Annotated in this window: 28 protein-coding genes and 1 pseudogene; 11 read left to right on the plus strand and 18 right to left on the minus strand. The window is 60.9% G+C overall.

The window, feature by feature from the left end; all coding sequences use genetic code 11:
* Positions 1-147: 147 nt before the first annotated feature.
* Positions 148-972 (plus strand): alpha/beta fold hydrolase, encoded by an 825-nt coding sequence (locus CAF73_RS24755; protein ID WP_085704466.1) that lies wholly within the window; start codon positions 148-150, stop codon positions 970-972.
* Positions 973-1004: 32 nt separating this feature from the next.
* Positions 1005-2042, plus strand: coding sequence for a hypothetical protein (locus CAF73_RS24760; protein ID WP_085700121.1), 1038 nt, complete (start codon positions 1005-1007; stop codon positions 2040-2042).
* A gap of 34 nt (positions 2043-2076) precedes the next feature.
* Here CAF73_RS24760 and dsbG read toward each other — a convergent pair whose 3' ends face one another.
* The 6 genes from dsbG to CAF73_RS24790 all read right to left on the minus strand — a co-directional run bounded on the left by dsbG (position 2077) and on the right by CAF73_RS24790 (position 7053).
* Positions 2077-2847 carry a thiol:disulfide interchange protein DsbG gene (gene dsbG, locus CAF73_RS24765; RefSeq protein ID WP_064378573.1) on the minus strand — a complete coding sequence of 257 codons (771 nt, stop codon included), beginning with the start codon at positions 2845-2847 and terminating at the stop codon, positions 2077-2079.
* Complete coding sequence (locus CAF73_RS24770) at positions 2823-3695, minus strand: TlpA disulfide reductase family protein (RefSeq protein WP_085704468.1); 873 nt, start codon at positions 3693-3695, stop codon at positions 2823-2825. Before CAF73_RS24770 ends, dsbG begins: the two co-directional genes overlap by 25 nt.
* The gene (gene dsbD, locus CAF73_RS24775; protein WP_085704469.1) at positions 3695-5425 is read right to left on the minus strand and encodes a protein-disulfide reductase DsbD; all 1731 of its coding nucleotides are present in this window, start codon (positions 5423-5425) and stop codon (positions 3695-3697) included. Before dsbD ends, CAF73_RS24770 begins: the two co-directional genes overlap by 1 nt.
* Before the next feature lie 109 nt (positions 5426-5534).
* Positions 5535-5843 (minus strand): hypothetical protein, encoded by a 309-nt coding sequence (locus tag CAF73_RS24780; protein ID WP_085704471.1) that lies wholly within the window; start codon positions 5841-5843, stop codon positions 5535-5537.
* A gap of 29 nt (positions 5844-5872) precedes the next feature.
* Complete coding sequence (locus CAF73_RS24785; RefSeq protein ID WP_085704473.1) at positions 5873-6217, minus strand: hypothetical protein; 345 nt, start codon at positions 6215-6217, stop codon at positions 5873-5875.
* A 152-nt stretch (positions 6218-6369) separates the two neighbouring features.
* Positions 6370-7053 (minus strand): hypothetical protein, encoded by a 684-nt coding sequence (locus tag CAF73_RS24790; RefSeq protein ID WP_085700125.1) that lies wholly within the window; start codon positions 7051-7053, stop codon positions 6370-6372.
* Between the two features lie 324 nt (positions 7054-7377).
* On the opposite strand from CAF73_RS24790, the gene CAF73_RS24795 reads away from it, so the two are divergent.
* From CAF73_RS24795 to CAF73_RS24815, 5 genes are all read left to right on the plus strand, one after another.
* Complete coding sequence (locus CAF73_RS24795) at positions 7378-8058, plus strand: response regulator (RefSeq protein WP_085704475.1); 681 nt, start codon at positions 7378-7380, stop codon at positions 8056-8058.
* On the plus strand, positions 8058-9380 hold the full coding sequence (locus CAF73_RS24800; protein WP_085700127.1) for an ATP-binding protein: 1323 nt from the start codon (positions 8058-8060) through the stop codon (positions 9378-9380). Before CAF73_RS24795 ends, CAF73_RS24800 begins: the two co-directional genes overlap by 1 nt.
* A gap of 106 nt (positions 9381-9486) precedes the next feature.
* On the plus strand, positions 9487-9972 hold the full coding sequence (locus CAF73_RS24805; RefSeq protein WP_085700128.1) for a GNAT family N-acetyltransferase: 486 nt from the start codon (positions 9487-9489) through the stop codon (positions 9970-9972).
* 141 nt (positions 9973-10113) lie between these two features.
* Positions 10114-11526, plus strand: coding sequence for an aspartate aminotransferase family protein (locus CAF73_RS24810; protein ID WP_085704478.1), 1413 nt, complete (start codon positions 10114-10116; stop codon positions 11524-11526).
* 83 nt (positions 11527-11609) lie between these two features.
* Entirely contained in the window at positions 11610-11834 is a 225-nt protein-coding gene (locus CAF73_RS24815; protein ID WP_007917715.1) for an MbtH family protein, read from the plus strand.
* A gap of 159 nt (positions 11835-11993) precedes the next feature.
* Here the strand turns inward: CAF73_RS24815 and CAF73_RS24820 are convergent, their stop codons facing one another.
* From CAF73_RS24820 to soxR, 11 genes are all read right to left on the minus strand, one after another.
* Positions 11994-12893 (minus strand): metal ABC transporter solute-binding protein, Zn/Mn family, encoded by a 900-nt coding sequence (locus tag CAF73_RS24820; protein WP_085704479.1) that lies wholly within the window; start codon positions 12891-12893, stop codon positions 11994-11996.
* Positions 12894-13793 (minus strand): metal ABC transporter permease, encoded by a 900-nt coding sequence (locus CAF73_RS24825; RefSeq protein WP_085704481.1) that lies wholly within the window; start codon positions 13791-13793, stop codon positions 12894-12896. It lies immediately after the preceding gene.
* Positions 13793-14623: a metal ABC transporter ATP-binding protein gene (locus tag CAF73_RS24830; protein ID WP_085704483.1), complete on the minus strand. Its 831-nt coding sequence runs from the start codon at positions 14621-14623 to the stop codon at positions 13793-13795. Before CAF73_RS24830 ends, CAF73_RS24825 begins: the two co-directional genes overlap by 1 nt.
* Positions 14620-15549 carry a metal ABC transporter substrate-binding protein gene (locus CAF73_RS24835; RefSeq protein WP_085704485.1) on the minus strand — a complete coding sequence of 310 codons (930 nt, stop codon included), beginning with the start codon at positions 15547-15549 and terminating at the stop codon, positions 14620-14622. The genes CAF73_RS24830 and CAF73_RS24835 overlap by 4 nt, the downstream gene beginning before the upstream one ends.
* Positions 15550-15584: 35 nt before the next feature.
* Positions 15585-16151 (minus strand): DUF6162 family protein, encoded by a 567-nt coding sequence (locus CAF73_RS24840; protein ID WP_085704487.1) that lies wholly within the window; start codon positions 16149-16151, stop codon positions 15585-15587.
* Positions 16148-16480: a hypothetical protein gene (locus CAF73_RS24845; protein ID WP_085700135.1), complete on the minus strand. Its 333-nt coding sequence runs from the start codon at positions 16478-16480 to the stop codon at positions 16148-16150. The genes CAF73_RS24840 and CAF73_RS24845 overlap by 4 nt, the downstream gene beginning before the upstream one ends.
* Entirely contained in the window at positions 16477-17019 is a 543-nt protein-coding gene (locus CAF73_RS24850; protein WP_085700136.1) for a thiamine pyrophosphate-binding protein, read from the minus strand. Before CAF73_RS24850 ends, CAF73_RS24845 begins: the two co-directional genes overlap by 4 nt.
* Entirely contained in the window at positions 17016-18215 is a 1200-nt protein-coding gene (locus tag CAF73_RS24855) for a PepSY domain-containing protein (protein ID WP_085704489.1), read from the minus strand. Before CAF73_RS24855 ends, CAF73_RS24850 begins: the two co-directional genes overlap by 4 nt.
* Before the next feature lie 253 nt (positions 18216-18468).
* Positions 18469-19344 carry an alpha/beta fold hydrolase gene (locus CAF73_RS24860; RefSeq protein ID WP_085704491.1) on the minus strand — a complete coding sequence of 292 codons (876 nt, stop codon included), beginning with the start codon at positions 19342-19344 and terminating at the stop codon, positions 18469-18471.
* A gap of 143 nt (positions 19345-19487) precedes the next feature.
* Entirely contained in the window at positions 19488-19946 is a 459-nt protein-coding gene (locus tag CAF73_RS24865) for a VOC family protein (protein WP_085700139.1), read from the minus strand.
* Positions 19947-20182: 236 nt separating this feature from the next.
* Positions 20183-20641 carry a redox-sensitive transcriptional activator SoxR gene (soxR, locus tag CAF73_RS24870; RefSeq protein WP_085700140.1) on the minus strand — a complete coding sequence of 153 codons (459 nt, stop codon included), beginning with the start codon at positions 20639-20641 and terminating at the stop codon, positions 20183-20185.
* 90 nt (positions 20642-20731) lie between these two features.
* Here soxR and CAF73_RS24875 point away from each other — a divergent pair, with 90 nt between their 5' ends.
* Positions 20732-21097: an antibiotic biosynthesis monooxygenase family protein gene (locus tag CAF73_RS24875; RefSeq protein ID WP_085700141.1), complete on the plus strand. Its 366-nt coding sequence runs from the start codon at positions 20732-20734 to the stop codon at positions 21095-21097.
* A gap of 103 nt (positions 21098-21200) precedes the next feature.
* Here CAF73_RS24875 and CAF73_RS30850 read toward each other — a convergent pair.
* A pseudogene (locus CAF73_RS30850) lies at positions 21201-21285 on the minus strand (hypothetical protein); the annotation flags it as partial.
* Between the two features lie 124 nt (positions 21286-21409).
* Between CAF73_RS30850 and CAF73_RS24880 the strand changes: the two are divergent.
* The 3 genes from CAF73_RS24880 (at position 21410) to CAF73_RS24890 (ending at position 23769) form a co-directional block, all read left to right on the plus strand.
* Positions 21410-21679, plus strand: a complete 270-nt coding sequence (locus CAF73_RS24880; protein WP_085700142.1) for a hypothetical protein — start codon at positions 21410-21412, stop codon at positions 21677-21679.
* A gap of 102 nt (positions 21680-21781) precedes the next feature.
* Positions 21782-22396: a LysE family translocator gene (locus CAF73_RS24885; protein ID WP_085700143.1), complete on the plus strand. Its 615-nt coding sequence runs from the start codon at positions 21782-21784 to the stop codon at positions 22394-22396.
* Between the two features lie 206 nt (positions 22397-22602).
* A complete protein-coding gene (locus CAF73_RS24890) occupies positions 22603-23769 on the plus strand; it encodes an aminotransferase class V-fold PLP-dependent enzyme (RefSeq protein WP_085704493.1) in 1167 nt (388 codons plus the stop codon).

Consider the following 23769-nt stretch of genomic DNA (forward strand, 5'->3'; position numbering starts at 1 on the left):
AACAGCCCGCGACAACGGCGACAGAAAACATGGTTTTCTCTGTAGCCGTTGTCGCAGGTAAGGCTTTGTAATCCTTTCATATCATTGACTGTCGAGGCCGGCCCGCTCAGTCTTCGGGCTTCAGTTTCTTTGCCACGGGGGTTATCGATGCCTTTTTTCACGGTTGACGGACAGGCGCTTCACTACATTGATCAAGGCACAGGCCCGGCGGTATTGCTGGCCGGTAGTTACCTGTGGGACCAGGCCATGTGGGCGCCGCAGATCGCCGCGTTGTCACCGCACTACCGGGTGATTGCACTGGATCTGTGGGGCCATGGCGAATCCGGTCATTTGCCTGAAGGCACCGCTTCGCTGGACGACATCGCGCGCCAGGCGCTGGCCTTGCTCGATCATCTGGATATCGATCAGGTTACGCTGGTCGGGCTGTCGGTCGGCGGCATGTGGGGTGTGCGTCTGGCGTTGTCGGCGCCGCAGCGGCTCAACGGACTGGTGTTGATGGACACCTACGTCGGCGTCGAGCCGGAGCCGACTCGCCAGTACTATTTCTCGCTGTTCAAACAGATCGAGGAAAGCGGCGGGATCTCCGAGCAACTGCTGGATATCGTGGTGCCGATCTTCTTCCGGCCGGGCATCGATCGAGCGTCGGCGCTGTATCAGGACTTTCGCGCGAAACTCGCGGGTTACTCCGCTGAACGTCTGCGTCAAAGCATCGTGCCGATGGGGCGTATCACCTTTGGCCGTGATGATCTGTTGCCGCGTCTGGGCGAGCTGAATGCGGCCACCACGCTGGTGGTCTGCGGCGATCAGGACAAGCCACGCCCGCCGTCGGAAGCACGGGAAATGGCTGAGCTGATTGGCTGTCCGTGTGTGCTGGTGCCGGAGGCGGGGCATATCTCCAATCTGGAGAATCCCGAATTCGTGACGGAGGTGTTGTTCAGCTTTTTGAGTGAGCGCAATCGAAATACGCTGTAATTGCGCATGGAATTTCATTTTAAGGGTCTGGCGTGAAGCAATTCTTCTGGCGCGATCTTGAAGATCTGCAAGGACAATGGGGTGGGCTTAGCGTCGAGATCAGTGGCCCCCCGCAGGGCAAACCACAACTGCATCTGCGAACGGGTAACAATGCTCGTCTGAAACTGATGTTCAACGAGAGCCCTTTGCTTTGGGGAACGATAGCGACTTCGTATTACGGTGCCTGGCTGGTACGCAATCCGATGCCGATGCACTGGGAGTCGCCACCCGTTCCTGCCATTGACTCTGCACAGGTCGAACACCATCGCCATTTGCCTGCTGGGCAGCGGATGAAGGCCTGGAGTCGATACTTCATCAACCAACTGATGGAGTATCAGGCGGACTTTCTTTATCCCGGGCAATGGGTGGCACGGCCAATGATGCCTGTGGCCGTGCCAGGACAACGTGGCGAAGGTGTGAGCAACTGGTATTTCTCGACAGAGCAAGAGATGACCAGTCATTTACCGAGATGGTCAGCTCGTGGTGACGGCATTCTCGACAATCTTCAGCCACGATCGGTGGAGTGGCTCGACTGGGATTTGGGCAATCTGATTGGTCTGCACACGGTCGATCCGTATGCCGGGCGTATGAAGTGGTGGCGCAAGAAGGCGAGAGAGGACAGCCTGCCCCCCGTCTTGCTGTGGTACGTCGGCGCCTTGTGTTCTTACGTGATTATCGACGGTCACTATCGATTGCAGGCCGCGCTGGCTGAAGACGTCAAACCGACGTTTATCGTTTTGAGTTCAACTAAAACCCATCCATTCACGCTGAATCCCGATACTCAACAACGGGTTCTCAATTCCCTGATGCTGCAAAGCGAAAGGAATCCGGGATTTGATGTACGAACTTTGAACCAGGCGTTGATCCACAACTTCGATGATCGGCCCTGCCACTCAGCAAAAACCCATGCCTGGGCCGGCATACTATCGGACGTGGAGTGGTCGCAAGAGGTGACGCAGTTTTTGCTCGAGCGCGAAGCGACAGGCGAGCTGGATGACATCCTGGGCCGGTGTCAGCCGAGTAAGTGGTGACGGCTCCAGCAGCGTTTGCCGGAGCCGCCAATCATTATTTCGGGCCGAGAATCTTCGCCAGCTTGTCCGGCGTCGGCGCGCCTTGCTGTTGTTGCAGTTCGCCCTTGTCGTCCATGTAGAAGATCGCCGGGGTGGCCTGCAATTCCAGGTCTTCCATCAACTGCATGTTCGCCGCGAGTTTGGTCTGCACGGCAACCGGAATGTCCTTCAAGGCCTTGAGGGTGCTGGCCTTGCCGGCCTTCTCGTGATCTTCCAGAGCTTTGCTCGGGTCCTTGGCGGCGAGCAGGGCGGCGGCTTTGGCCGGGCTGTCTTCGCGGATGATGCCGACCATGATGTGTCGCAGCTGCACCTTGCCGGCCTTGACCCATGGACGTGCCTGTTCCCAGAACATGTTGCAGTACGGGCAGTTCGGGTCGCTGAACAGATACACGGTGCGCGGTGCATCCTTGTTGCCGTCCTGAATCCAGTTGCTGGCTTCGAACTTGGCCCAGACTTCCTTGGCCATTGGCGCATAGACCAGTTTTTGCAGTGGCGCGCTGCTGAGGTCATTGCCGTCGGCGTCGTACAGGTTGCCCAGCAGCACGTGCTTGCCGTCCGGCGTCAGGTACAGCGCCATGCCGCGGTTCTGGTATTGCGCGGCGTAACCACGCAAGCCGTCGGGGGCGTCGAACTGGCCGACGATTTTTGCGCCCTTGGCTTCGATTTTCTTGATCGCTTCAGGCAGTTCTTCAGCAGCCTGGACCGACGGCAAGTGCAGCAGGGCTGCGCTCATGGTCAGTGTCAGCAGGTGGCGGAGGCGGGGCATGGCAGTTTCCTTGAAGAAGAGGTGGCCGGATTCGGGCTGGAAGCCGGGGTGTCGAAGTTTTCCAGGGCGCGGGCCAGGCTGGCGTTCGACAACTCGCCCAGATGGCTGCCCAGCAGGCGACCGTCCGGGCTATAGAACAGCGTAGTCGGCAGTGCCATGGAGCCCACGGCCTGGCCGAGGCGTCCGCTGCGGTCAAACAGCACGTTGCTCAGGCTCAAGCCCTGGGTTTCGAGAAATGTGGCGACGCTTTGCATGCTTTCGGCCTGGTTGACGAACAGGAACGTCAGGTCCGGGCGTTGTTGCTGGGCGTTTTCCAGCACCGGCATTTCCCGGCGGCACGGCGGACACCAGGTGGCCCACAGGTTGATCACCAGCGGCCCGCCCTGATAGTCGGTGAGTTTCACGGTTTCCCCGGCGGCGGTGCGCAGGGTGATGTCCGGCAGGCGCGTGCCTTGCTCGTAGATGTTCAGCGACAGGGTCGCCAGCACCCAGAACGCCACACCGCTGACCACGCCGAAACCCAGCGGTCGACGCAAACCCGGCCGGCGCCAGCCGCGATACAGCGCCGCCAGCAACAGCACGATCACCCCCGGCCAGGCGAGAAAACCGCCGTCGCGCAGGTCGATGATCTGCCACAGATCGTTGCGATAGTGCCCCCAATACACCGCGACAAACGCAATGCGCGCCGCCAGCATGCCGAGCAGAAACAGGCTGAACAGCGCCGACTCGGGGTTGTCGCCGCCGCGCTTGGCCACCCGCCAGCCGACGAAGGTCGCCAGCGCCAGCGCGCTGATCAGCAGCAGGTGGTTGAGTGCGATGGCAAAGGTGCCGAGGGTGAAGGTCAGCATTAACGGGCGTCTCGGGTGGTGGTCCAGCGTTGCAGGAAAGTATCGGCATCGACCTCGCCGGTGATGCGCTGGCTGCGGCGCTCTTCACCGTCGGTGCCGATCCACACGAAACTCGGTGGCCCCGGCACTTTATAACGACCGAGCAGTTCGCGGCTGGCGGCATTGTCGGCGGTGACGTCTAGTCGGAGCAAGCGCACATCACTCAAGGTCTGCATCACTCGAGCCTGGCCGAACACCTGTTTCTCCATGACTTTGCACGACGTGCACCAGTCGGCGTAGTAATCGAGCAATACCCACTGGCCCTGCGCTTTGGCGGTGTCGAGCTCGCGTTGCAGGGCGGCGGGATCCTTGATCGTCGTGAAGGCTTCGTGGCCGCTGGGCGCCGCAGATCCGGCGCGTCCGGCGCTGTACACCTGCAACGGTTGATACGGATCGTCACTGCCGCCCGCCGCACCGACCACCAGCAGACTGCCCCACAGGCCCAGCAACAGCGAGCCGGCGCCAAACAACTGCGCCACGCGACCAAAGCCGCCGGATTGTTTCCAGGCACTGTAAGCGGCGATCAACAGCAGCGCACCGCACAGGCCCAGCCACAGCGAAGGTTGCAGCACCGGACGCAGCATCAGCAGCGCGGTAGCGAGGAACAGGAAACCGAACACGCCTTTGAGCAGATTCATCCACGCGCCTGGCTTTGGCAGGAAGCGATTGCCGACCGTTACCAGCAACAGCAGCGGCACGCCGATACCGATGCCCAGGGCAAAAAGAATCAGACCGCCGTGCAGCGCGTTGCCACTTTGCGCGATGTAGAGCAGGGCACCGGCCAGCGGCGCGGTCATGCACGGGCCGACCAGTAAGCCGGACAGCGCGCCCAGTACGCCCGCGCCGACCAGACTGCCGCCGCGCTGGCTGCGCGAGGCGTGCTCCAGTCGATCCCGCAGGGCCACCGGCAATTGCAGTTCGAAGAAACCGAACATCGGCAGCGCCAGAACCACGAACACTGCTGCGAACGTCCCGAGCAGCCACGGGTTCTGCAACCACGCCTGCAGGTTCGCCCCCAGCAGCGCGGCGATGACGCCCATCGCCGCATACACCAGCGCCATGCAAACCACATAACTGCCGGCCAGCGCGAAACCGCGACGCGGCGTTGCACCACTGCCCACCACCATGCCCGCCAGAATCGGCAGCATCGGCAACGAACACGGCGCAAACGCCAGCAACAGACCGAGGCCGAAAAACACCAGCAGACTCCAGCCCAGCGAGTGCTGCTGCAGACCGCTGGCCAGTGCCTGATCCGGTGCTTCATCTGTCGTTGCTGCGGCTTTGCCGCCGAGATCGATCACTCGCGTCTGCGGGGGATAGCAAAGGCCGGCGTCGGCACAGCCCTGATAACTGACCTTTATCCGGCCCGTGGCGGCCGCCGGGGTTTTCAGCTCGAGGCCCTGTCGGTAGACCGGTTGTTCACCGAAATACTCGTCGCTATGGGACTCGCCTTCTGGCAGGGCCGGGACGTTTTGCGTCGCCAGCCCGTCGAACTTGAGGCGCTTCTGATACAGGTAGTAGCCGTCGGCGATTTGCCAGAACAGCTGGGTCTCACCGGATTCCAGACGTTCCGAGGTCAGCACGAATGCCTTGTCGACCGGCAGGAACTCCGGTTTTGACGCAAAAGGATCATTACCCGCTTGGGCCAGACTCGAAATCAACAGTGCAAACAGTAGAAAAAAATGACGCATGGAGGAGCCTTGTCCCTGTGCAATTGAGGGGCACAATGGGCGGCGGCGATTAACCGATGATTAACCGCGACGCCCAATCCGCTCCCCTGCGCACAGAGCAATTTACCTGTCAATCAAACAAACCGGGCCATGTTTCTTCATCGATCGGATGGGGGCCGCTGGCTTTTCGGGTCTTGAGGTCAAATCTCAGATATTCTTCGTCGGTCAAGAAAATGTAAAAATAAGTATCGAAGACCGGGTAATTATTCAGTGCGGTTGTAACGATCCGGTCTTTGTACTTTTCGAGAAAGCTCCATTCGGAATTGGCCATTGACAGTACTTTGACTTTTCTGGGGATTCCAGGGTTGTATTTGAAATAGCGTCCGTCGTTCAGTAGAACCCAGTAGGTGTGCTTGACGTCCGCCTTTTCATCCAGCATGACACCGACAATTTTGTGGAAGAAGTTTCCTAGTGGCCACCAATATCGGTATCTGAAAGTTTCTTTTTGAATACCACACTGGAAGTAATCTGGGAGAACTTGCAGGCCATCGGAGTTTCGCCGTCGTAGTAAAAGAACCAGACCATGTCGCCTCCGCCGGCACTGTGCCAGTCCGGGCTTGGCACGGTGAATCCGAACCTCAGGTCGTCCACGTGCTGTTCGAAATCCCCCCAGTGCCCCTTGATCAAGATGGGGTGATGTTTTTCGAGACGATTATCGCCGAGACTGAAACTAGCGAACATGTCGGTGCCTTTAAAGAAGAAAAAGATACGATCGGGGCCGTTGCGCCAATCGATAGAGACGAAGTTATCCATGGTTTTTTTCTTTTGGTTGGTTGAAGAGTTGTTTGTGGTTGAAGCGGTTCGTATGGGTGTTGGTGAACGCCAGATATGAATTCTGTGCAGGGAGTTAATGTTGAAGGTTCTATTAATCGCGTCGCAGAAATATTCTGGCGTCCTGCATGATTTCAATCGTGCGGGAGGCCCGGCCAACTTTCATCGTCGATTTGGATCGGGCCGTGTATTTTTTTGGACTCGTGCTCATATCGCAAGTACTCATTGCCGTGCAGGAAAATATAAAAGTACCGATCGAACGTTGGATAGTCATTCAAGACTGCTGTCATCATTCGATCACTGTATTGTTCCAGGTCGGCCCAGTCGCTGCCTTCGAGGGGGATGACTTCCAGTGTCATGCTGGTGTAATCGTAGGACAGGTAATTCCCGTTATTTAAAAGTACTCGGAGTTCATCGACGGATGAAGTCGTTTGTCGCCGCATGACACCAATGATGTTTTTGAAATATGGAAGTAGTGGGGCCCATTTGGAATCGGCAACGGTGGTGTTGGAGATTACGCTGTCAGTCTGTTGAAGGAACTGGCACACACACGGAGTATCATCCTGGTAGTAAAAAAGCCAGAGGTGGTCGATGCTGTTATTCCAGCTGGGTTCAGTGGTCGTAAAGCCGAAGCGCAGATCAGCGGCGGATATGATGTGGTCGCCCCAGTTTCCTCTCACCGGTAGTGGATAGCCACTGTCGGCTTTGTTGTCGCCTAAGGAGAAACGAGAGTATGAGTTGTGCTCTTTGAAGAAAAAGAAAATTCGGTCTGGGCCAGCGCACCAGTCAACGGCGACAAAGTTGTTCATTTTTGGCATGTCTCAATTCCTTTAGATTAGATGGCGGCTTAGGGTATAAGCCTGTTTTGTTGGTTGTTTTGTGTTTGTGTTTTTCGATGTTGAGAGTATCGATGAATATTCAAATTTGGAATGGTTGCAGGTGGGAATGTATGTTTCAAGTTGATGCTTTTTTGGGGGGCGGGTAAAGATGAATATATAAGTGTTAACGTTATATGGAGTGTCAGGCACTTGGCAGATGGAAAAGGCGACACGAAATACGCCTTGCCTGAACTCAATCCCTCGTCATAATTTGACCTTAATCCTTGCCTGCTTGACTCATGTTTTTATTCAGAGAGCCTCCCCATGCACGTACTGGTTTGCGAAGACGACGAGTTGATCGCCAGCGGCATCGTCGCCGGCCTGACTGCCCAGGGCCTGACGGTCGAGCACGTCAATACGGCTTCAAAGGCGCGGGCGATCCTCAAGGTTGCCGAGTTCGACGTGATGGTGCTCGATCTCGGGTTGCCGGACGAAGATGGCCTCAAACTGCTGCAGCAACTGCGTCAGCAGGGGCTGGAAATTCCGGTGCTGATCCTCACTGCGCGGGATTCTGTCACCGACCGGGTCGACGGTTTGCAGTCCGGTGCCGACGACTATCTGCTCAAGCCATTCGATCTGCGCGAATTGTTCGCCCGTCTGCAAACCCTGCTGCGCCGGGTGGCCGGGCGCAGTGTCAACCTGATTGAGCACGGTGCGCTGACCTATGATCCGAGCAGCCGCGAAACCACGTTGGCAGGCCGCTCGATTGATCTGTCCCGGCGTGAACAGTCGTTGCTGCAGGCCTTGCTGCACAACCGTGGCCGGGTGCTGTCCACCGAGCAGTTGAAGGACAGCGTCTACGGCTTCAACGATGAACTGGAAAGCAACGCGCTCAACGTGCACATCCACCACCTGCGCAGCAAACTGGGTAAGGGCATCGTCGAAACCGTGCGGGGGCTGGGTTATCGCCTGGGCCCGGCCGATGGCGGAGAACCTGACAAGTGATGAGTCTGCGCCTGCGCCTGAGCCTGACCCTCGGCGCCGCGTTCGCGCTGATCTGGGCCCTGGCGGCTGCCTGGATGCTCAGCGACCTGCGCAACCAGATGATGTTTTCCCTCGACCAGCGCCTGGTGGCGTCGGCACGCATGGTCGCCGGTTTGCTGGAGCAATTGCCGGCCATTCCGAGCAAAGGCGAAGGCACCCACTTCAGCGCCGAACAATTGAACATTCCCGGCGGCATGGCCTGTCAGGTCAGTTCGCTGCGCGGGGAAATCCTCGCCCGCAGCCACAACAACCCGGAACAGGCGCTGGAAGCCCGGAAGATGGGCTTTCACGATCAGATGATCGACGGTGCGCCATGGCGCAGCTTTACTCTGGCCCGGGGCGATGTGCGGATCACCACCGCCGACCGGGTGATCGAGCGCGAAGCCCTGAACATGTCGATCCTGCTGGCGGCCTCGGTGCCGGTCGGCGTGGCGCTGCTCGGCTGCCTGTGCCTGCTGTGGCTGGGGATCGGCCAGGGCCTGGCACCGCTCAATCGCTTGCGTGAAGCCTTGATGCGCCGCAACGCCGATTCGCTCGAGCCGTTGCAGTTGCAGTCATTCCCCAGCGAACTGAAACCGCTGCTCGAAACCCAGAACCAGTTGTTCCAGCGCATCGGCAAGACCATCGAGCGCGAACGTCGCCTGACCGGCGATGCCGCCCATGAACTGCGCAGTCCGCTGACGGCGATCAAGACCCACCTGCAAGTGGCGCGCATGACCGAAGGCAGTGCACGGGATCAGTCTCTGGCCCGGGCCGAAGAGGGCGCCGACCGCCTGCACCGGACCCTTGAGCAATTGCTGTTGCTGGCGCGGGTCGAAGGCAGTCTGTCGTTCGACGACGGCGTCCAGTGCAGTGCCGAACAGGTGGCGAAACTGGCGATTCAGGACTCGGCCAGCGACCAGCGCCAGCGCATCAGGCTGCACCTGCCTGAACGCTTGTCCGCTGCGCCCCTGCAAATGCCGGCAGTGTTGTCGATCGCAGCCTTGCGCAACCTGTTGGATAACGCTCTGCGACATACCCCGACGGACGGCGCGGTGGAACTGAGCCTGGAAACCTCCGCCTCTCATGTGCGTTTCGTGGTGCGCGATCATGGGCCGGGGATTGCGCCGGACGATCTGCAACATCTGACCCAGCGCTTCTGGCGCAACGGCCAGAGCACCGGTTGCGGACTGGGACTGGCGATTGTCCAGGCCATCGTTCAACGCTGCGCCTGCACCCTGCATTTCGACAGCCGCCCGGATGGCTTGCGGGTCGAGCTGACCATGCCGCTGCAACCGCTCTGACGTTTGCCAGGCACATCAAATGTAACCTCTCTCCATTAGTCATCTGCTGGCCGCGACGTTATTGTCGCTCCAGTCTCTGACTCAATGGATTGAGGGAAACAGCGCCATGGAAGCACCCGTCTACATCTGTCCCGCCACCCCCGCCGACGCCGGCATCATCAGCCGGATTCTCGAGCGCTCGATTCGCGTAGGTTGCGCGCTCGACCATCGCAACGATCCACAACTGGTCGACCGCTGGATCCGCCGACAATCGGCGGAACACATCAGCGCCTGGCTCGCCGATCCGCGTCTTTACCTGAACATCGCGCTGCTGCAGGACAAACCTGTCGGTGTCGGCATGGCCGCAGCCAATGGCGAGATCACGTTCTGTCATGTGCAGCCGGAGTGGTTTCGTCGCGGTGCGGGTCGCGCACTGATGGGCGATCTGGAGGGGTGGCTGCGGATTCGTGGCCAGCCTCGCGTCACGCTCGCCAGCACGCGAACCGGCGCGGCGTTCTACCGGCGCCTGGGTTATCGCGAAACGGCGTCTCCCCTCATACAACACGGCGTTGTGACTCTGCCGATGCACAAGGCGCTGGCAATCTCGGCCTGACATTCGATCAAGGGTGTAAATCCTCAACACGCTGGTGCGTTTCCAGAACAGGAAAACCTGCATGTGCGCCCCGCGACCGGAGCGCGCACTGCCTGGTGTGCAGTTTTGGTCACTATCCATAGCGTATTGAGGGGTCGAGAGATGTCAGTCGCCACCAGCCTTATCGAAGAGTCGTCGGCCCGGATCGCCTCCGCGCCGGCGGAAACGCTGTATCAGTTCAATGAGTCGCCGTTGTTGGCCCGTCAGAGCCAGCAGGAATCCAATGCCCGTAGTTACCCGCGGCGCATTCCGCTGGCGTTGAAACGCGCCAAGGGTCTGTACGTCGAGGACGTCGAGGGCCGGACCTTCATCGATTGCCTGGCGGGTGCCGGCACTCTGGCGCTGGGGCATAACCATCCGGTGGTGATCGAGGCAATCCAGCAGGTGCTGGCCGATGAGCTGCCGCTGCATACCCTGGACCTGACCACACCGGTGAAAGATCAGTTTGTTCAGGACCTGTTCGGCCTCTTGCCTCCCGCATTGGCCAAGGAAGCGAAAATCCAGTTCTGCGGCCCGACCGGCACTGACGCCGTGGAAGCCGCGCTGAAACTGGTGCGTACCGCCACCGGGCGCAGCACTGTGCTGTCGTTCTCCGGCGGTTATCACGGCATGAGTCAGGGCGCCTTGAGCCTGATGGGCAGCCTCGGTCCGAAGAAACCGTTGGGCGCATTGCTCAGCAACGGCGTGCAATTCATGCCGTTCCCGTACGACTACCGTTGCCCGTTCGGCCTCGGTGGCGCGGCGGGCGTGAAGGCCAACCTGAGTTACCTGGAAAACCTGCTCAACGACCCGGAGGCTGGCGTGCAATTGCCGGCCGCCGTCATCGTTGAAGCGGTGCAGGGCGAGGGCGGTGTGATTCCGGCGGACATCGAGTGGTTGCGCGGTCTGCGCCGCATCACCGAAAAGGTCGGCGTGGCGTTGATCATCGACGAAATCCAGAGCGGTTTCGCCCGCACCGGCAAGATGTTTGCCTTTGAACACGCCGGCATCACGCCGGATGTAGTGGTGCTGTCCAAAGCCATCGGCGGCAGCCTGCCGCTGGCCGTGGTGGTCTATCGCGACTGGCTCGACACCTGGCAACCAGGCGCCCACGCCGGGACGTTCCGTGGCAACCAGATGGCGATGGCCGCCGGTTCCGCGGTGATGCGTTACCTGGTCGAACACAAGGTCTGCGAACACGCCGCCGCCATGGGCGAACGCTTGAGTGAACACCTGCACATCCTGCAACGCGATTTCCCGCAACTGGGCGATATTCGTGGTCGTGGCCTGATGCTCGGCGTCGAGCTGGTCGATCCGAATGGCACCCCGGATGCCTTGGGCCATCCACCGGCCTTCGCACGTCTGGCGTCCCTGGTTCAGCGTGAATGCCTCAAGCGCGGGCTGATTCTGGAGCTGGGCGGGCGACATGGCGCGGTGGTGCGCTTCCTGCCGCCGCTGGTGATTACTGCCGCCGAAATCGATCGCGTCGCCGAAATCTTCGGCCGTGCGCTGAGCGCCGCGACCGCCAGCCTGTAAATTTTTCGCCGCGTCGAACGTTCTTTCTACAAACCCGGCTGCACCCGTCGTGCAGCCCACCCTTCAAGCGATGGAGACACAGCATGACGTCAGTATTCGACCGCGAGGACATCCTCTTTCAAGTCGTGGTCAACCACGAAGAGCAGTACTCGATCTGGCCGGACTACAAGGCCGTGCCGGAGGGCTGGCGCACCGTCGGCAAGAGCGGCCTGAAAAAGGAATGCCTGGCCTACATCGAAGAAGTCTGGACCGACATGCGCCCGCTGAGCCTGCGCCAGAAGATGGAAGCGCAAGCGGCTGCCCAGTAAGTCTCCAGCCAAAAAGAAACCCGCTGAACCGAGAACGGTCAGCGGGTTTTTTCATGTCTGGAAGATCGGCCTTGATGATCGTTCCCACGCTCTGCGTGGGAATGTCTCATTGGACGCTCTGCGTCCGCTTCGGGAACGATCAACGGGGGGCGACTGGCGTTACGCGCCGCTCAAGCCCTTGAGCAACACATCCACATTCCCTTCCAGCTCCCCCACCGGGTCCGCCGCATCGGTGCTCAGCACCAGCAGCTGACTGCCCGATTCGGCGATTGCCGCTTTCACCGCGTCCGACGGCTGCCGATGGTGCAGCACCACCGCTACGTCATTGTCTTTCAGTGTGGCGGTCAGTTTTTTCAGATCTTCTGGCGTCCATTCGGTATCCGGACGCGCATCCTGTCCGATCAGTTCCAGATTCAGGCTGCCGATCAGATAACCGAAGTGGTCGCTCAGGCTCATCACACTCAGGTTATCGGCACTGGCCAGACGCGCCTCGCTGTCGGCACTGAGTTTCAGCAGACGTTGTTTCAGCGCCGCCAGATTGGCCTCGATCTTCGGTTTGTCCTTCGGCGCCAGGCGCACCAGATCCGCTGCCATCACGTCAGCCATGCGCCCCATGTTGTTGCTCGCCAGCCACGGCTGGCTGTTCAGGCCGTCAACCTTGAGCCCCGGTTGTACGGCAATGCCGGGCAAGGCGCCGTCCACCGGGCGCGCCGCGTCGACTTCTACGATGCGGATATTGCTGCGGCGGGCGATCGGGTACAGCGGATCATCGGCCCACAGCGAGCGCACGCCGATCACTGCATCGGCGCCGGCGGCCAGTTTGCTCAGCGCGGGGGCGCCGCGCCCGGTGAAGTAAGCGGTCTGACGGCTGCCCGGCAGATTGGCCGGCGCAGCGCGTTCGAGGCTGATGTCGGTGCCCTTGAGCAGGACTTCGCCCAGACCATAAGTGATGGGCAACGAGGCCAGCACCCGCAACGGTTTCTCGGCCGCCAGCAGAGGGCTCGAAACTGCGCCGCTGAGGGCGATGGCCAGGGTCAGTTGTCGCAATGAAAAAGCCATTTATCCAAGGTTCCCTTTCAGACTGGGGACGACGCCCCGGGCAATCGCAGCGATGGCGAAGGCGATACCGGCGACCAGAATGATCGCGGCGCCGGACGGAATCGGCAGGTCGAACACGATCGGTGCGAGAATCCCGCACAGCGTGCTGACCGTGGCAATCAGCACCGAACACCAGAAGAAACCCTTGAGCGACTGGCTGAGCAAGCGGGCGGCCGCTGCCGGAATCACCAGCAGGGCGCCGACCAGAATCGCGCCGATGACTTTCACTGCCGCGACGGTGATCAGCGTCACCAGAATCACGAACAGGTAATCCAGGGTTTTCACCGCGACACCGCGCACCGCCGCCAGTTGCGGGTTGAAGCTGGCAAGCATGATCCGGTTGTACAACGGCAGGGCCAGCGCCATCACCAGTGAACCGACAATCGCCAGCACCAGCAGGTCGTTGCCGTTGACTGTCAGCACCGAGCCGAACAATACGTTTTCCAGAATGTGCACGTTGATCTTGCCCGCCAGGATCAGCAGCAGGCTGGCACCCAGCGCCAGAGACACCGACAGGAACACGCCGATCAATGTGTCCGGAGCCAGGCCGGTACGGTTGCGCAGGTAATTGAGCAGGATGCCGAACAGCAGGCAATAGCCGAACAGGCTGCCGTAAGGCCCGGTGTAGGGTTCGCCGAGCAGAATGCCGATGGCCACGCCGGTCAGCGCCGCGTGGCCGACCGCCTCGGAAAAAAACGCGAAGCGCTTGACCACCACCAGCGTGCCGAGACCGCCGAGCACCGGGCCGATCAACAGGCCGGCGAGCAGCGCGTTGACCACAAAACCGTAGGCCAGGGCTTCCGGCAGGTAACCGGACGACGCCCAGCCCTGCACCATCAAACGAAAGGCTTCATAACTCATCAGGCAGCGCTCCGTGGATGGGTCGAGAACAGGGTCAGCAGGCGCTCAGGGGTCAGGGCCTGTTGTGGCGTGGCGTCGAACAGCACGCGGCGGTTGAGGCCGGTGACGCGATTGGCCAGGCGCCCGACCGCTTCCAGATCGTGCTCGATCCACAGCACGGTGACGCCCGTCGCGCGCCAGTCGCCGAGCAAACGCTCGAACACCTGGATCCCGGCTTCGTCGAGGGCCGACATCGGTTCATCCAGCACCAGCAATTGCGGCGCCGGAATCAGACCCTGGGCGAGCAGCACCCGCTGGCGTTCGCCACCGGACAGCGCGCCCATCCGGCGCTTGCGCTTGTCCTGCATGCCGACCCGCTCCAGTGCATTACCGATGGCGCCGGCGTAGCGTTTGCTCAATCCGAGAAACGCCGGGCGACGCTGGCACATGGCGGCCATGAAATCATCGACGGTCATCGGCAGGCCGCGATCAAACTCCAGCGCCTGCGGCACGTAGCCGATGGTGCCGGGCTCGCCGGGCCATTGCAGGCTGAGCCGGCCCTGATGGGGCATTTGCCCGAGCAGAGTCTTGATCAGCGAACTCTTGCCGCCGCCGTTGGGGCCGACCAGCGCATGCACGCTGCCGGGCTGAACTTGAAAGGTGACCTTGTCGAGGATGGTCGTGCGGCCGAGGGTCAGGCTGACGTCGGCGAATTCCAGAGTCGGGCCTGATACTCGTGGGAGCGAGCTTGCTCGCGAATGCGGTTTCTCATCCAACGGCGACGTTGACTGAATGGACGCTTTCGCGAGCAAGCTCGCTCCCACAGGGAGTTCGATTTCTTTTGAAGTCATGCGCCGGACTCCCGAATCGCCCGAACCACGGTGTCGAGGTTGCCGGTCATTTCCTTTTCGTACTTGTTGGCGGTGTATTCGCCGTAGGAAATGTGCGACAGCGGGTACAGCTTCACACCGGACTCGCGCTGGATGGTTTCGACGTAGGTAGACGGGAAGTCCATCTCGGAGAAGATCACTTTCACGTCCAGCTCGCGCAGTTGGTCAATGGTTTTCTTCAACTGGCTCGGGCTCGGCTCAATGCCATGGGCCGGCTCGACCACGGCGGTGACTTCCAGACCGAACTCGCGCAGCAGGTAGTCATAAGCGGCGTGCACCGTGGCCACTCGCAATTCGGCGTTCGGTGCCTGGGTCAGCTTGGCCAGAGCGTCGGCGCGCATCTGCCGCAAGCGCTTGCCGTAGGCGCGGGCGTTCTGGGTGTAGGTCCTGGCGTTGTCCGGGTCGAGCTTGCCCAGTTCACGGGCGATGTTGTTGACCTGGGCAATCGAGGCACTGATCGACAGAAACGTGTGCGGGTTCACCACTTTGCCGGCACCGCGCGCGGCAACCCCGGTGGCGGCCAGCAATGGCACGTTTTCGTTGGCCTCGATGGTCTTGATGTTCGGCGTTTCGCTGGCGGCGATCATGCGGTCGGCGAAGTCGTCATGCCCGACTCCGTTGAGCACGATCACATCCAGCCCGCTGATGCGCTTGATGTCTTCAGCACGCGGCTCGTAGGCGTGCGGGTTGAAGCCGGCGGGAATCAGCGGCACGACCTCGGCCTTGTCGCCGACGATGTTCGCCACATAGCTGTAATACGGATGCAGGGTGATGCCGATGCGCAGGCGCTTGGCCTGATCGGCGCTGGCCAGCGGGCTCAGCAGGCAGGCGCACAGACCGATCAGCAGGAGGCGCAGGAAGGGGCGGCGTTGAGATGAACTAGGCATGGGCAAGCGGTCTTCTCTCGAATGAAGGCGAGGGTTCAATGACGATGTTCGCGGGTCACGCCGGCATCGAATTGCGCGACGATCTGTTTCCAGCCGGCAGCGGACAGCGCTGCGTCGGACAGATCTGTCGGCGCTTGCAGGTCGGTGGCGCGGTTGAGCCAGATATCCGGTGCGGCGTCGTTCAGGCGCATCAGAAACGACCCGGCCACGGCCGGAGCCTGGCTGTGGCCGAAGTAGGCGCGGTCGGCCAGCAACTGCCAGGCATGACCGCCACGACTGACCGAGCTGGCATCCTGGGCGAATGGCGCGAACCCTTCATCTGCAAGGTCCTGCGGGGTCGGCAGCGCTTGCTGTTCTTCACGCAGCAGGCGTATCTCGTCGAGGGTCACCCGCAAGTCGGCATAGATGCCTTGCTCGCTGGCGCCGAGGTCGCGGCGGGCATCCAGCTGATGGCTGGAAACCGGCTCGGGCTCGTGGGAAACGCCGCGCCATGCCACTACAGATCCGGCGACCGCCAGGATCAGCAGGCACGTCAGCAGCACGTTGAGGGTTTCGTGCCCGGCACCGGCCGGGCGTACAACCTGGGTGGTCGGTGTGGTCATGGGGCTTCGATATCCGCTTGGTCGATTTCGACCACATGGCCGGGGCCGGCGTCGAACAGCACGTAGAACTCGGCGCCGGGTTTCTTGAAGGTCAGGGTCGAATCGGCGCCGAGCTTGCCAGGCACCAGGATGGTTTCGTCGTAGCCGATCACATCCAGGGTCACCCCCGGCGCGCCGCTGCCGTCGGAGAAACCGCCGGTGCATTTGATCTGCTCGGCGTCGATGGCCTTGCACTCGCACATCGGGTTGTGGGCCAGGGCACTGGCGCTGAAACCGGCGCACAGCGCCAGCAGTGCAGTGCGGATGCTCAGTCGGAAAGGACGGCTCATGGTTTGGCTCCTTGTTTGTTCAGCCAGGCGAGGGTGGCAGGCGAGGCCTGGCTTAGCGGGATCGAGGCTTGATGCATGCTGCCGTCCCAGCCTTCCATGGTGATCCACAGTTCGGCGTCGGCAGCGGTCTTTTCCGGCACCGGCAGCTGGGTGCCCATGCGGTAAGGTGTGCCGAAGAAAATCACCCCGGCCGCGCGCAGGCTGCGAGGTTTGCCGATGCGCAGGTACGTCGCCTTGACGTGGTCGACACAGGCATCGCAGAGGGCCGCGTTGAAATCTTTCATGTAGCCGGCCGGCCCGCTCAGGGTCGGTGCCTCATTGCGCAGTTCGGCCAGTCGCAGGCTCCAGGGACCGACCTGGATTTCGCCGATCTCCCTTTCACCCAATCCGCTGTCTCCGCGAAACAGCGAGGCGTCGGCGAAATATTTGGGCATGAAGCCCAAAGGGATCAACAGCAACAGCACGTTGATGTGGAAGCGCCATTTGTGCCAGATCACGCTCAGCCGTGAAGGCTGAGCCACGGGAGTGGACTTGCTCACAGGTTGGCCTCCGACGTTTCACGGCGCAGGGCGGGTTGTGTATGTACGCGCTGTTTCTTGTGCTCGCGCTTGAGGGCGTTGGCGGTGGCCAGCGCGGTGCGCTTGGTCCAGATCAACAAACCGCTGAGGACCATCATGCTCAGCAGCAGGCCGAAGAAGAACCAGATCAGCTTGACCCACAGACCGCCGAAGTCACCGGTGTGCAGCGGGCGCATGGATTCGGTGACGAACTCCAGCGACGTGCGATCGGACAACAGCCGCGAAGCCGCCACGTCACCGCTGTACGGGTTGAGCGTGGCGGTCTGGTACATCAGCGGATACCAGCCGCGCCCGCCGATATCCAGATGCGCGTAGGCATTGCCCGGCAGGCTGATGAAGCTGGCTTCGAAGCCGGGGATTTTTGTCTGGGCGATTTCGATGGCGCGGTCCAGGCTGATGCGCGGCGGGGGCAAACCATCGCTGGACTGCGGCACGGCTTCGCGAGACATGGCCGGAATGATCGGCTCGCTGGAGATGGAAATCTGGTTGTCAAACAGCAGCGCCTGGATCAGGAACCAGGTGCCGGTGATCGAAATCACCGCGATGAACCAGATCGACCAGATGCCGCTGAGGCGATGGAAGTCGCCCCAGAAAATCCGCGCACCGTGGCGAATGCGTAAGGTCGGGCGGAAGAAACCTTTCCAGAAACGCTTGTACACCACCAGTCCGGTCACCAGCGACGCCAGCATCGGCAGGCCGAGGAACGACACCAGATACCAGCCCCAGCTGAAACCGTTGGTGAACGGCACCAGCCACCAGCCATGCAGTGCGCGGGTGAACGCCTTGAAGTTGAAGCTCGGCGCCGTGCCCTGAATTACGCCGGTGTACGGATTGACGTAGACCGTCAAGGAACGCCCGTCGGGGTAGCTGACGTCGACGTCGAGGGCAAAGTGCGATTCGTCCGGGCGGTTGATGCTTTGCACCACCGTCTGCGGTTCGGCTTTTTTGATTTCGGCGAGGATCTGGTCGTAACTCAGGCGCGGTGCATCATCCGACGGTGCACTGGCGCGCATTTGCGGGTTGGCCAGCCAGACGATCTCCTGGCTGACCACCGCCAGCGTGCCGGTGACGCAGACGATCAGAACGAAAAACCAGATCGGCAATGCCAGCCAGCTGTGTACCAGGAACCACAGTTTCGAGCGGGATTTCTTCGACATGATGACGGGTCTTGATTCAGTGAGAGGACTTGACGCTACGGGCTTCGCAGCGCGGCAGTCCCTGAAGGGCCGGTCGTGGCTTTTGCCTACGCGACCGGCCCGCATTTCTATAAGACGGATGACCGAAGCAAATCCCGATAAGCGATATGAAAGTAAATGTTTCGCGATTGCAGGTGGCGGCTGCGCGGGGCGGATTTGCGAGGAGAGGGCGAAGCAGTCCGGCAGCGCATGCCGCCGGGTTGGAGGAGGGAAATCAGCAGAGAAAATCGAGCGCTTCGACGAGCAACAGTTCAGGGACTTCTTCGGCGAGGTAATGCCCGGCAGGCAGGGCCTTGCCCCGTACGTTGGTGGCCACCTGTTCCCATTCCCTGAGCGGATCGAAGCATCGACCGACGGTGCCCTCGGCGCCCCACAGCACCAGCAATGGCAGGTTCAAGTGACGACCGGCCGCGAGGTCGGCGCGATCATGTTCCAGGTCGATGCCGGCACTGGCCCGATAATCTTCACAAATTCCGCGAGCGCTGCCGGGACGTTCCAGGCAACGCCGATATTCGCTGAACGCCTCATCGGTAAAGGGTGCCAGCCCGGCGCTGCGGCTGCCCATGACACTGCGCAGGTAACCTTCGGGATCGGCTTCGATCAGGGTTTCCGGCAGCGGCGCCGGACGGATCAGGAAGAACCAGTGCCAGTAAGCCCGGGCAAAGGCTTCATTGGTCTGGGCGTACATCGCCAGCGTGGGGGCGATGTCGAGCAGGACCATGCGCTGCACAACCTCGGGATGATCGAGAGCCAGGCGATGGGCGACCCGGGCGCCACGGTCGTGGGCAAGGATCGAGAAATGCTCGAAACCCAACGCTTTCATCAATTGCACGCCGTCGCGGGCCATCTCGCGCTTGGAGTAATTAAGGTGAGCCTCATCGGCCGGCGGGCGACTGCTGTCGCCATAACCGCGCAGGTCAGCAGCGACCACGGTGAAATGTTCGGCCAGTTGCTCGGCGATCTTGTGCCAGATGACGTGGGTCTGCGGGTGCCCGTGCAACAGCAGCAGACCCTGGCCGCTGCCTTTGATGCGGTAGCTGATGTCCACGCCGTTGACGAGGCGCTGGTCTTTGACGAATCCGGCAAACATCTGGAGTGATCCTTTATTCAGGCGAGTGGCCTGCATCCTGAAATCGCCGGGCGTTCATGACAAGCCGTGAAGCGTGGTTCGACGGTTCATGAATCGTGTTTGCCGATCCCCGCGCGCTGCGCGGGAATGGACACTCGGCGTTGCTAACCCTGCTGGAACATCTCCTTCGCCCGCTGCTCGATCTGCGCCTGGGTCAGGTCCTCCTTGCGCGTGGCCAGGAACCACAGATGCCCGTACGGATCTTTCAATGTCCCGCTGCGGTCGCCGTAGAACTGATCCTTGACCTCGGACACCGAGGTCGCGCCGGCATCCAGCGCGCGCTGGAAGGATTTGTCGACATCGGTCACGTACAGATGCAAACCGACCGACACCGCTGTGTCCGGATTGCTCAGCGGTCCTTGATCGCATGGCGAACCGAGCATGATCGCGCTGTCGCCGATGCGCAGTTCGGCGTGGCCGATGCCGCCGTCGGGCATGCTCAGGCGCATCACTTCGGTGGCACCGAACGCTTTTTTATAGAAGTCGATGGCTTCGGCAGCTTTGTGAATGCCGAGGTACGGGGTAATGCTGTGGTATCCCTCGGGAATGGGTTTGACGCTCATGGCGGTGCTCCCTGTTATTTGTTGCCTGGTTTTTATTAGAGGTTGAAGGTATGCCTTCGCCGGGGTTGCCGGTCGCTCAACTATAGATCCGTGCCGCCGCCGTGACCGGGCAGCCGACGAGCAGCCCCGCAACGCCGGAACGGAGCCCAAATGCCGACCACAAAAATCGCCGCTGGCGCTGGCGTTCCTGTTCGCTGACTACGCGCGGGAAGCCGAAACCCGTGGCGTGGGAACCTTCACTTTGGAACGTCGAGAAAATGCGCTCCGGGCCCCTGTTCGCCCAGCACATCGCCCTGATTGCGCAGCGGGCAGGCCTCCATCGACAGGCATCCGCAACCGATGCAACCGGTCAGCCGATCACGCAGCAGCACCAACTGATTGATCCGCTCGTCCAACTCCCGCCGCCACTGCTCCGACAACACTTTCCAGTCCGCCGCCGTCGGCGCGCGGTTATCCGGCAACTGTTTCAGCGCCTCGCCGATTTCCGCCAGTGGAATGCCCAGCCGTTGCGCCACCTTGATCAACGCCACCCGCCGCAGCACCTCCCGAGGATAGCGGCGCTGGTTGCCGGCATTGCGCTGGCTCTTGATCAAACCCTTGGATTCATAAAAGTGCAGGGCGGTAACCGCCACGCCGCTGCGGGCCGCGACTTCGCCGACGGTCAATTGCTTGTGCAGATTTTCCGCAGTGATCATTTGAAAATTGCCCCTTGACCTCTAGTTAACTCGAGGTTTTACCCTGCACGCCTTCGAATCGCAAGATTCGTCTGACAGAGTGGGGATGTCATGCAAGCACCAGCGAAAAACCGCAGCTTTACCCAATTGATCGAATTTGAAATCGAACCCGGCCAGCAACCGGCGCTGGTCTCGGCGCTGGCGGTGCAGACCGAACGCCTGGCCCAGCGTTACCCCGGCTTCGTCAGTGCCAGCGTCCAGGCCAGCGACGATGGCCGGCGAGTGTTGAGCTTTCTGCAATGGCAGTCCCGCGAGGCGGGAGAGGCCGCGTTCCAGAGTTTCGAGACCGGCGAGCAGGACTTCTGGCAACTGATCCGTACTCATCAGGCGCGCACCGTGACCTTCGGCTCATTCCAGGTACTGAGCAGCATCGCCCGCAGTCACGACGATGGCTTGCACTGCCAACTGGTCGGCTAGATCGGCAGCTGGATAAGGCGCTCGCCTTGCGGGTTGGCCGCAGGGCGCTATTTGTTCACCGCCAACTCGCCGATCTTGATCAGCCGCGTGCAGGTCACGTTGCGGCTCCGCCTTGCAACACGCGGCGCCAGATCTTGAGGAATTCGTCGGTGACTTCGTAGCGCGCTGTGGCCGAGGAAACTGCCGTCACGAAAATATGAAATCAACCCTGTCCAAATTCCGATAGCCACTATTGAGAGCGTTGATTTCTGCCAAAGCGTGCCCGGGCGTAGCCTTTCTCCATCGACACACACCGCTCGCCAGGACACTCCCATGAATCGTTTACTGACTGTTTCGCTGATGCTCGCTGTCTCTGTTCTCGCCGGTTGCGCGAGCCACGTTTCCCCGGAATTGCGGCCTTACACTGCGGAAGAAACCCGGGAACTGGCCCTCGAAACCTTGAACCGTCGCGGTTTGTCCTTCGAGGAATACCACGCGAAAAAAGCCGAATTGCTCGGCCAGCCGCAGAAGACATTCGGTTTCGACAACAAGGGTGAAATGAGCGCCGAGCGGGCCGTACAGCTGCACGGTCGTCCTAGCTGATTCGCAACTGTACTGCTCGAAGTTTTACCCAACTGTCCGTGGGTTTGCGCGGCGCCGTGGGATAGGGTCAACACCTGAATGACCCCTGACGGACTGCCTGCCATGACCCTCTCGCTCGACCTGCTGCTGGGCTTCGCCCTGTTTGCCCTTGTCACCTCGATCACACCGGGGCCGAACAACACCATGTTGCTGGCATCGGGCGTGAACTTCGGTTTTAACCGCACCATCCCCCATATGCTCGGCATTACCTGCGGCTTCTTCGTGCTGGTGGTAGCAGTGGGTTTTGGTTTGGGCGCGGTGTTCCAGACTTATCCTCTTCTTTATACGGCTCTGCGTTACGTTGGCGCGGCGTACTTGTTGTATCTGGCGTGGAAAATCGCCCATTCGGGCCCGGTCGGCGACAGCGAGCAGGGCGAAGCAAAACCGATCAGCTATCTCGGCGCGGCGGCTTTTCAGTGGGTCAATCCCAAAGCCTGGATCATGGCCATCGGCGCCATCAGCACGTACACGCCGATGCAGGGTTACTTCACCAATGTGATCGTGATTGCCGCGGTGTTTGCCATCATCAACCTGCCGAGCGTCGGTGTCTGGGCGGCGTGCGGAACGTTGCTGCGTAACGTGCTCAAGGATCGTCGCTGGCTGCGGGTGTTCAACTGGGGCATGGCGGCGTTGCTGGTGATTTCGCTGTATCCGTTACTCCTTGAAAGCTTTGGCTGACGCAGTGCTACAACCGCCGCCCCGATGCCTGTTAAAGTCGCGCTCAGGAGCGTTCCTACGCACTTTTAAATGAAGTTGTTCTTCTTTAACGGCATCCGATCAGGTATTGATGGCGCTCTCGAACCCGGACGCAGCTCACAAGGCTGCGCCGTGCCGTTTGTAGACACGAGCTTCCTGATCCCGGAACACGCTCTGCGAGTCTTTTTATGAACACACGTCCGCTGTATTTCGATTACGCCGCCACCACCCCGGTGGACGAGCGGGTCATCCAGGTGATGACCGAGTGTCTGGGCTTCAACGGTAACTTCGGCAACCCGGCCTCCAGTTCCCACGCCTTCGGCCAACAAGCCCGACAAACGGTCGAGAACGCTCGGCGACAAGTCGCCGAACTGGTTGGCGCTCAGGCACAGCAGATTGTCTGGACCTCCGGCGCTACCGAATCCAACAACCTTGCCCTTAAAGGCGTGGCCCAGGCCCGTGGTGTGTCCGGCGGGCACATCATCACCAGTCAGATCGAACACAAAGCCATTCTCGATACCGCCCGGCAATTGCAGGACGCCGGTGTCGCCGTGACCTATCTGGTGCCGGACGCCGAAGGCCTGATCACCCCGCAAGCAGTCAGCGAAGCGACGCGCGATGACACCTTTCTGGTATCGCTGATGCTGGTCAACAACGAGCTCGGCACCGTCAACGACATCCCGGCCATCGGCGAAGTGGTGCGTGGGCGCGGGGCCTTGTTCCACGTCGATGCGGCTCAGGGCGCGGGCAAGGTCGCGATCGATCTGGCGCAATGGCCGGTGGACCTGATGTCGTTTTCGGCGCACAAGCTCTACGGCCCCAAAGGCATCGGCGCGCTGTACGTCGGCCCGCGTGCGCAACAGCGCTTGCAGGCGCAGATTCACGGTGGTGGCCACGAGGGCGGCTTGCGTTCCGGTACGTTGGCGACTCACCAGATTGCTGCCATGGGCTCGGCGTTTGCCTTGGCTGCCGAAGCTTTTGATGACGAGAAGAAAACCATCGTCGCGCTGCGCGAACGTCTGCTTGAACAACTGTTGAGCCTGCCCGGCGTGCGCCTCAACGGCAGCAGTACTCAACGTATCCCGCACACCTTGAGCCTGACCTTCAGCGAAGGCGAGTTCAACCCGGCGGCGCTGAGTCATTCAATTGCGTTTTCCGCGACTTCGGCCTGCAATTCCGCGAGCAACGCGCCGTCCCACGTCTTGCTGGCACTGGGGCACGATGCGCATCTGGCGGCGCGCACGATTCGCCTGAGCCTCGGCCGTTTCACCACTGCCGAAGACGTCGACAAGGCTGTAGAACTGATCAAGACCGCCTGCGCCAGTGCTCCGGCATTCTGGGCGACAAGGCTTTAA

Origin of the sequence: Pseudomonas sp. B15(2017), from assembly GCF_002113215.1 — a bacterium.
GTDB lineage: Bacteria > Pseudomonadota > Gammaproteobacteria > Pseudomonadales > Pseudomonadaceae > Aquipseudomonas.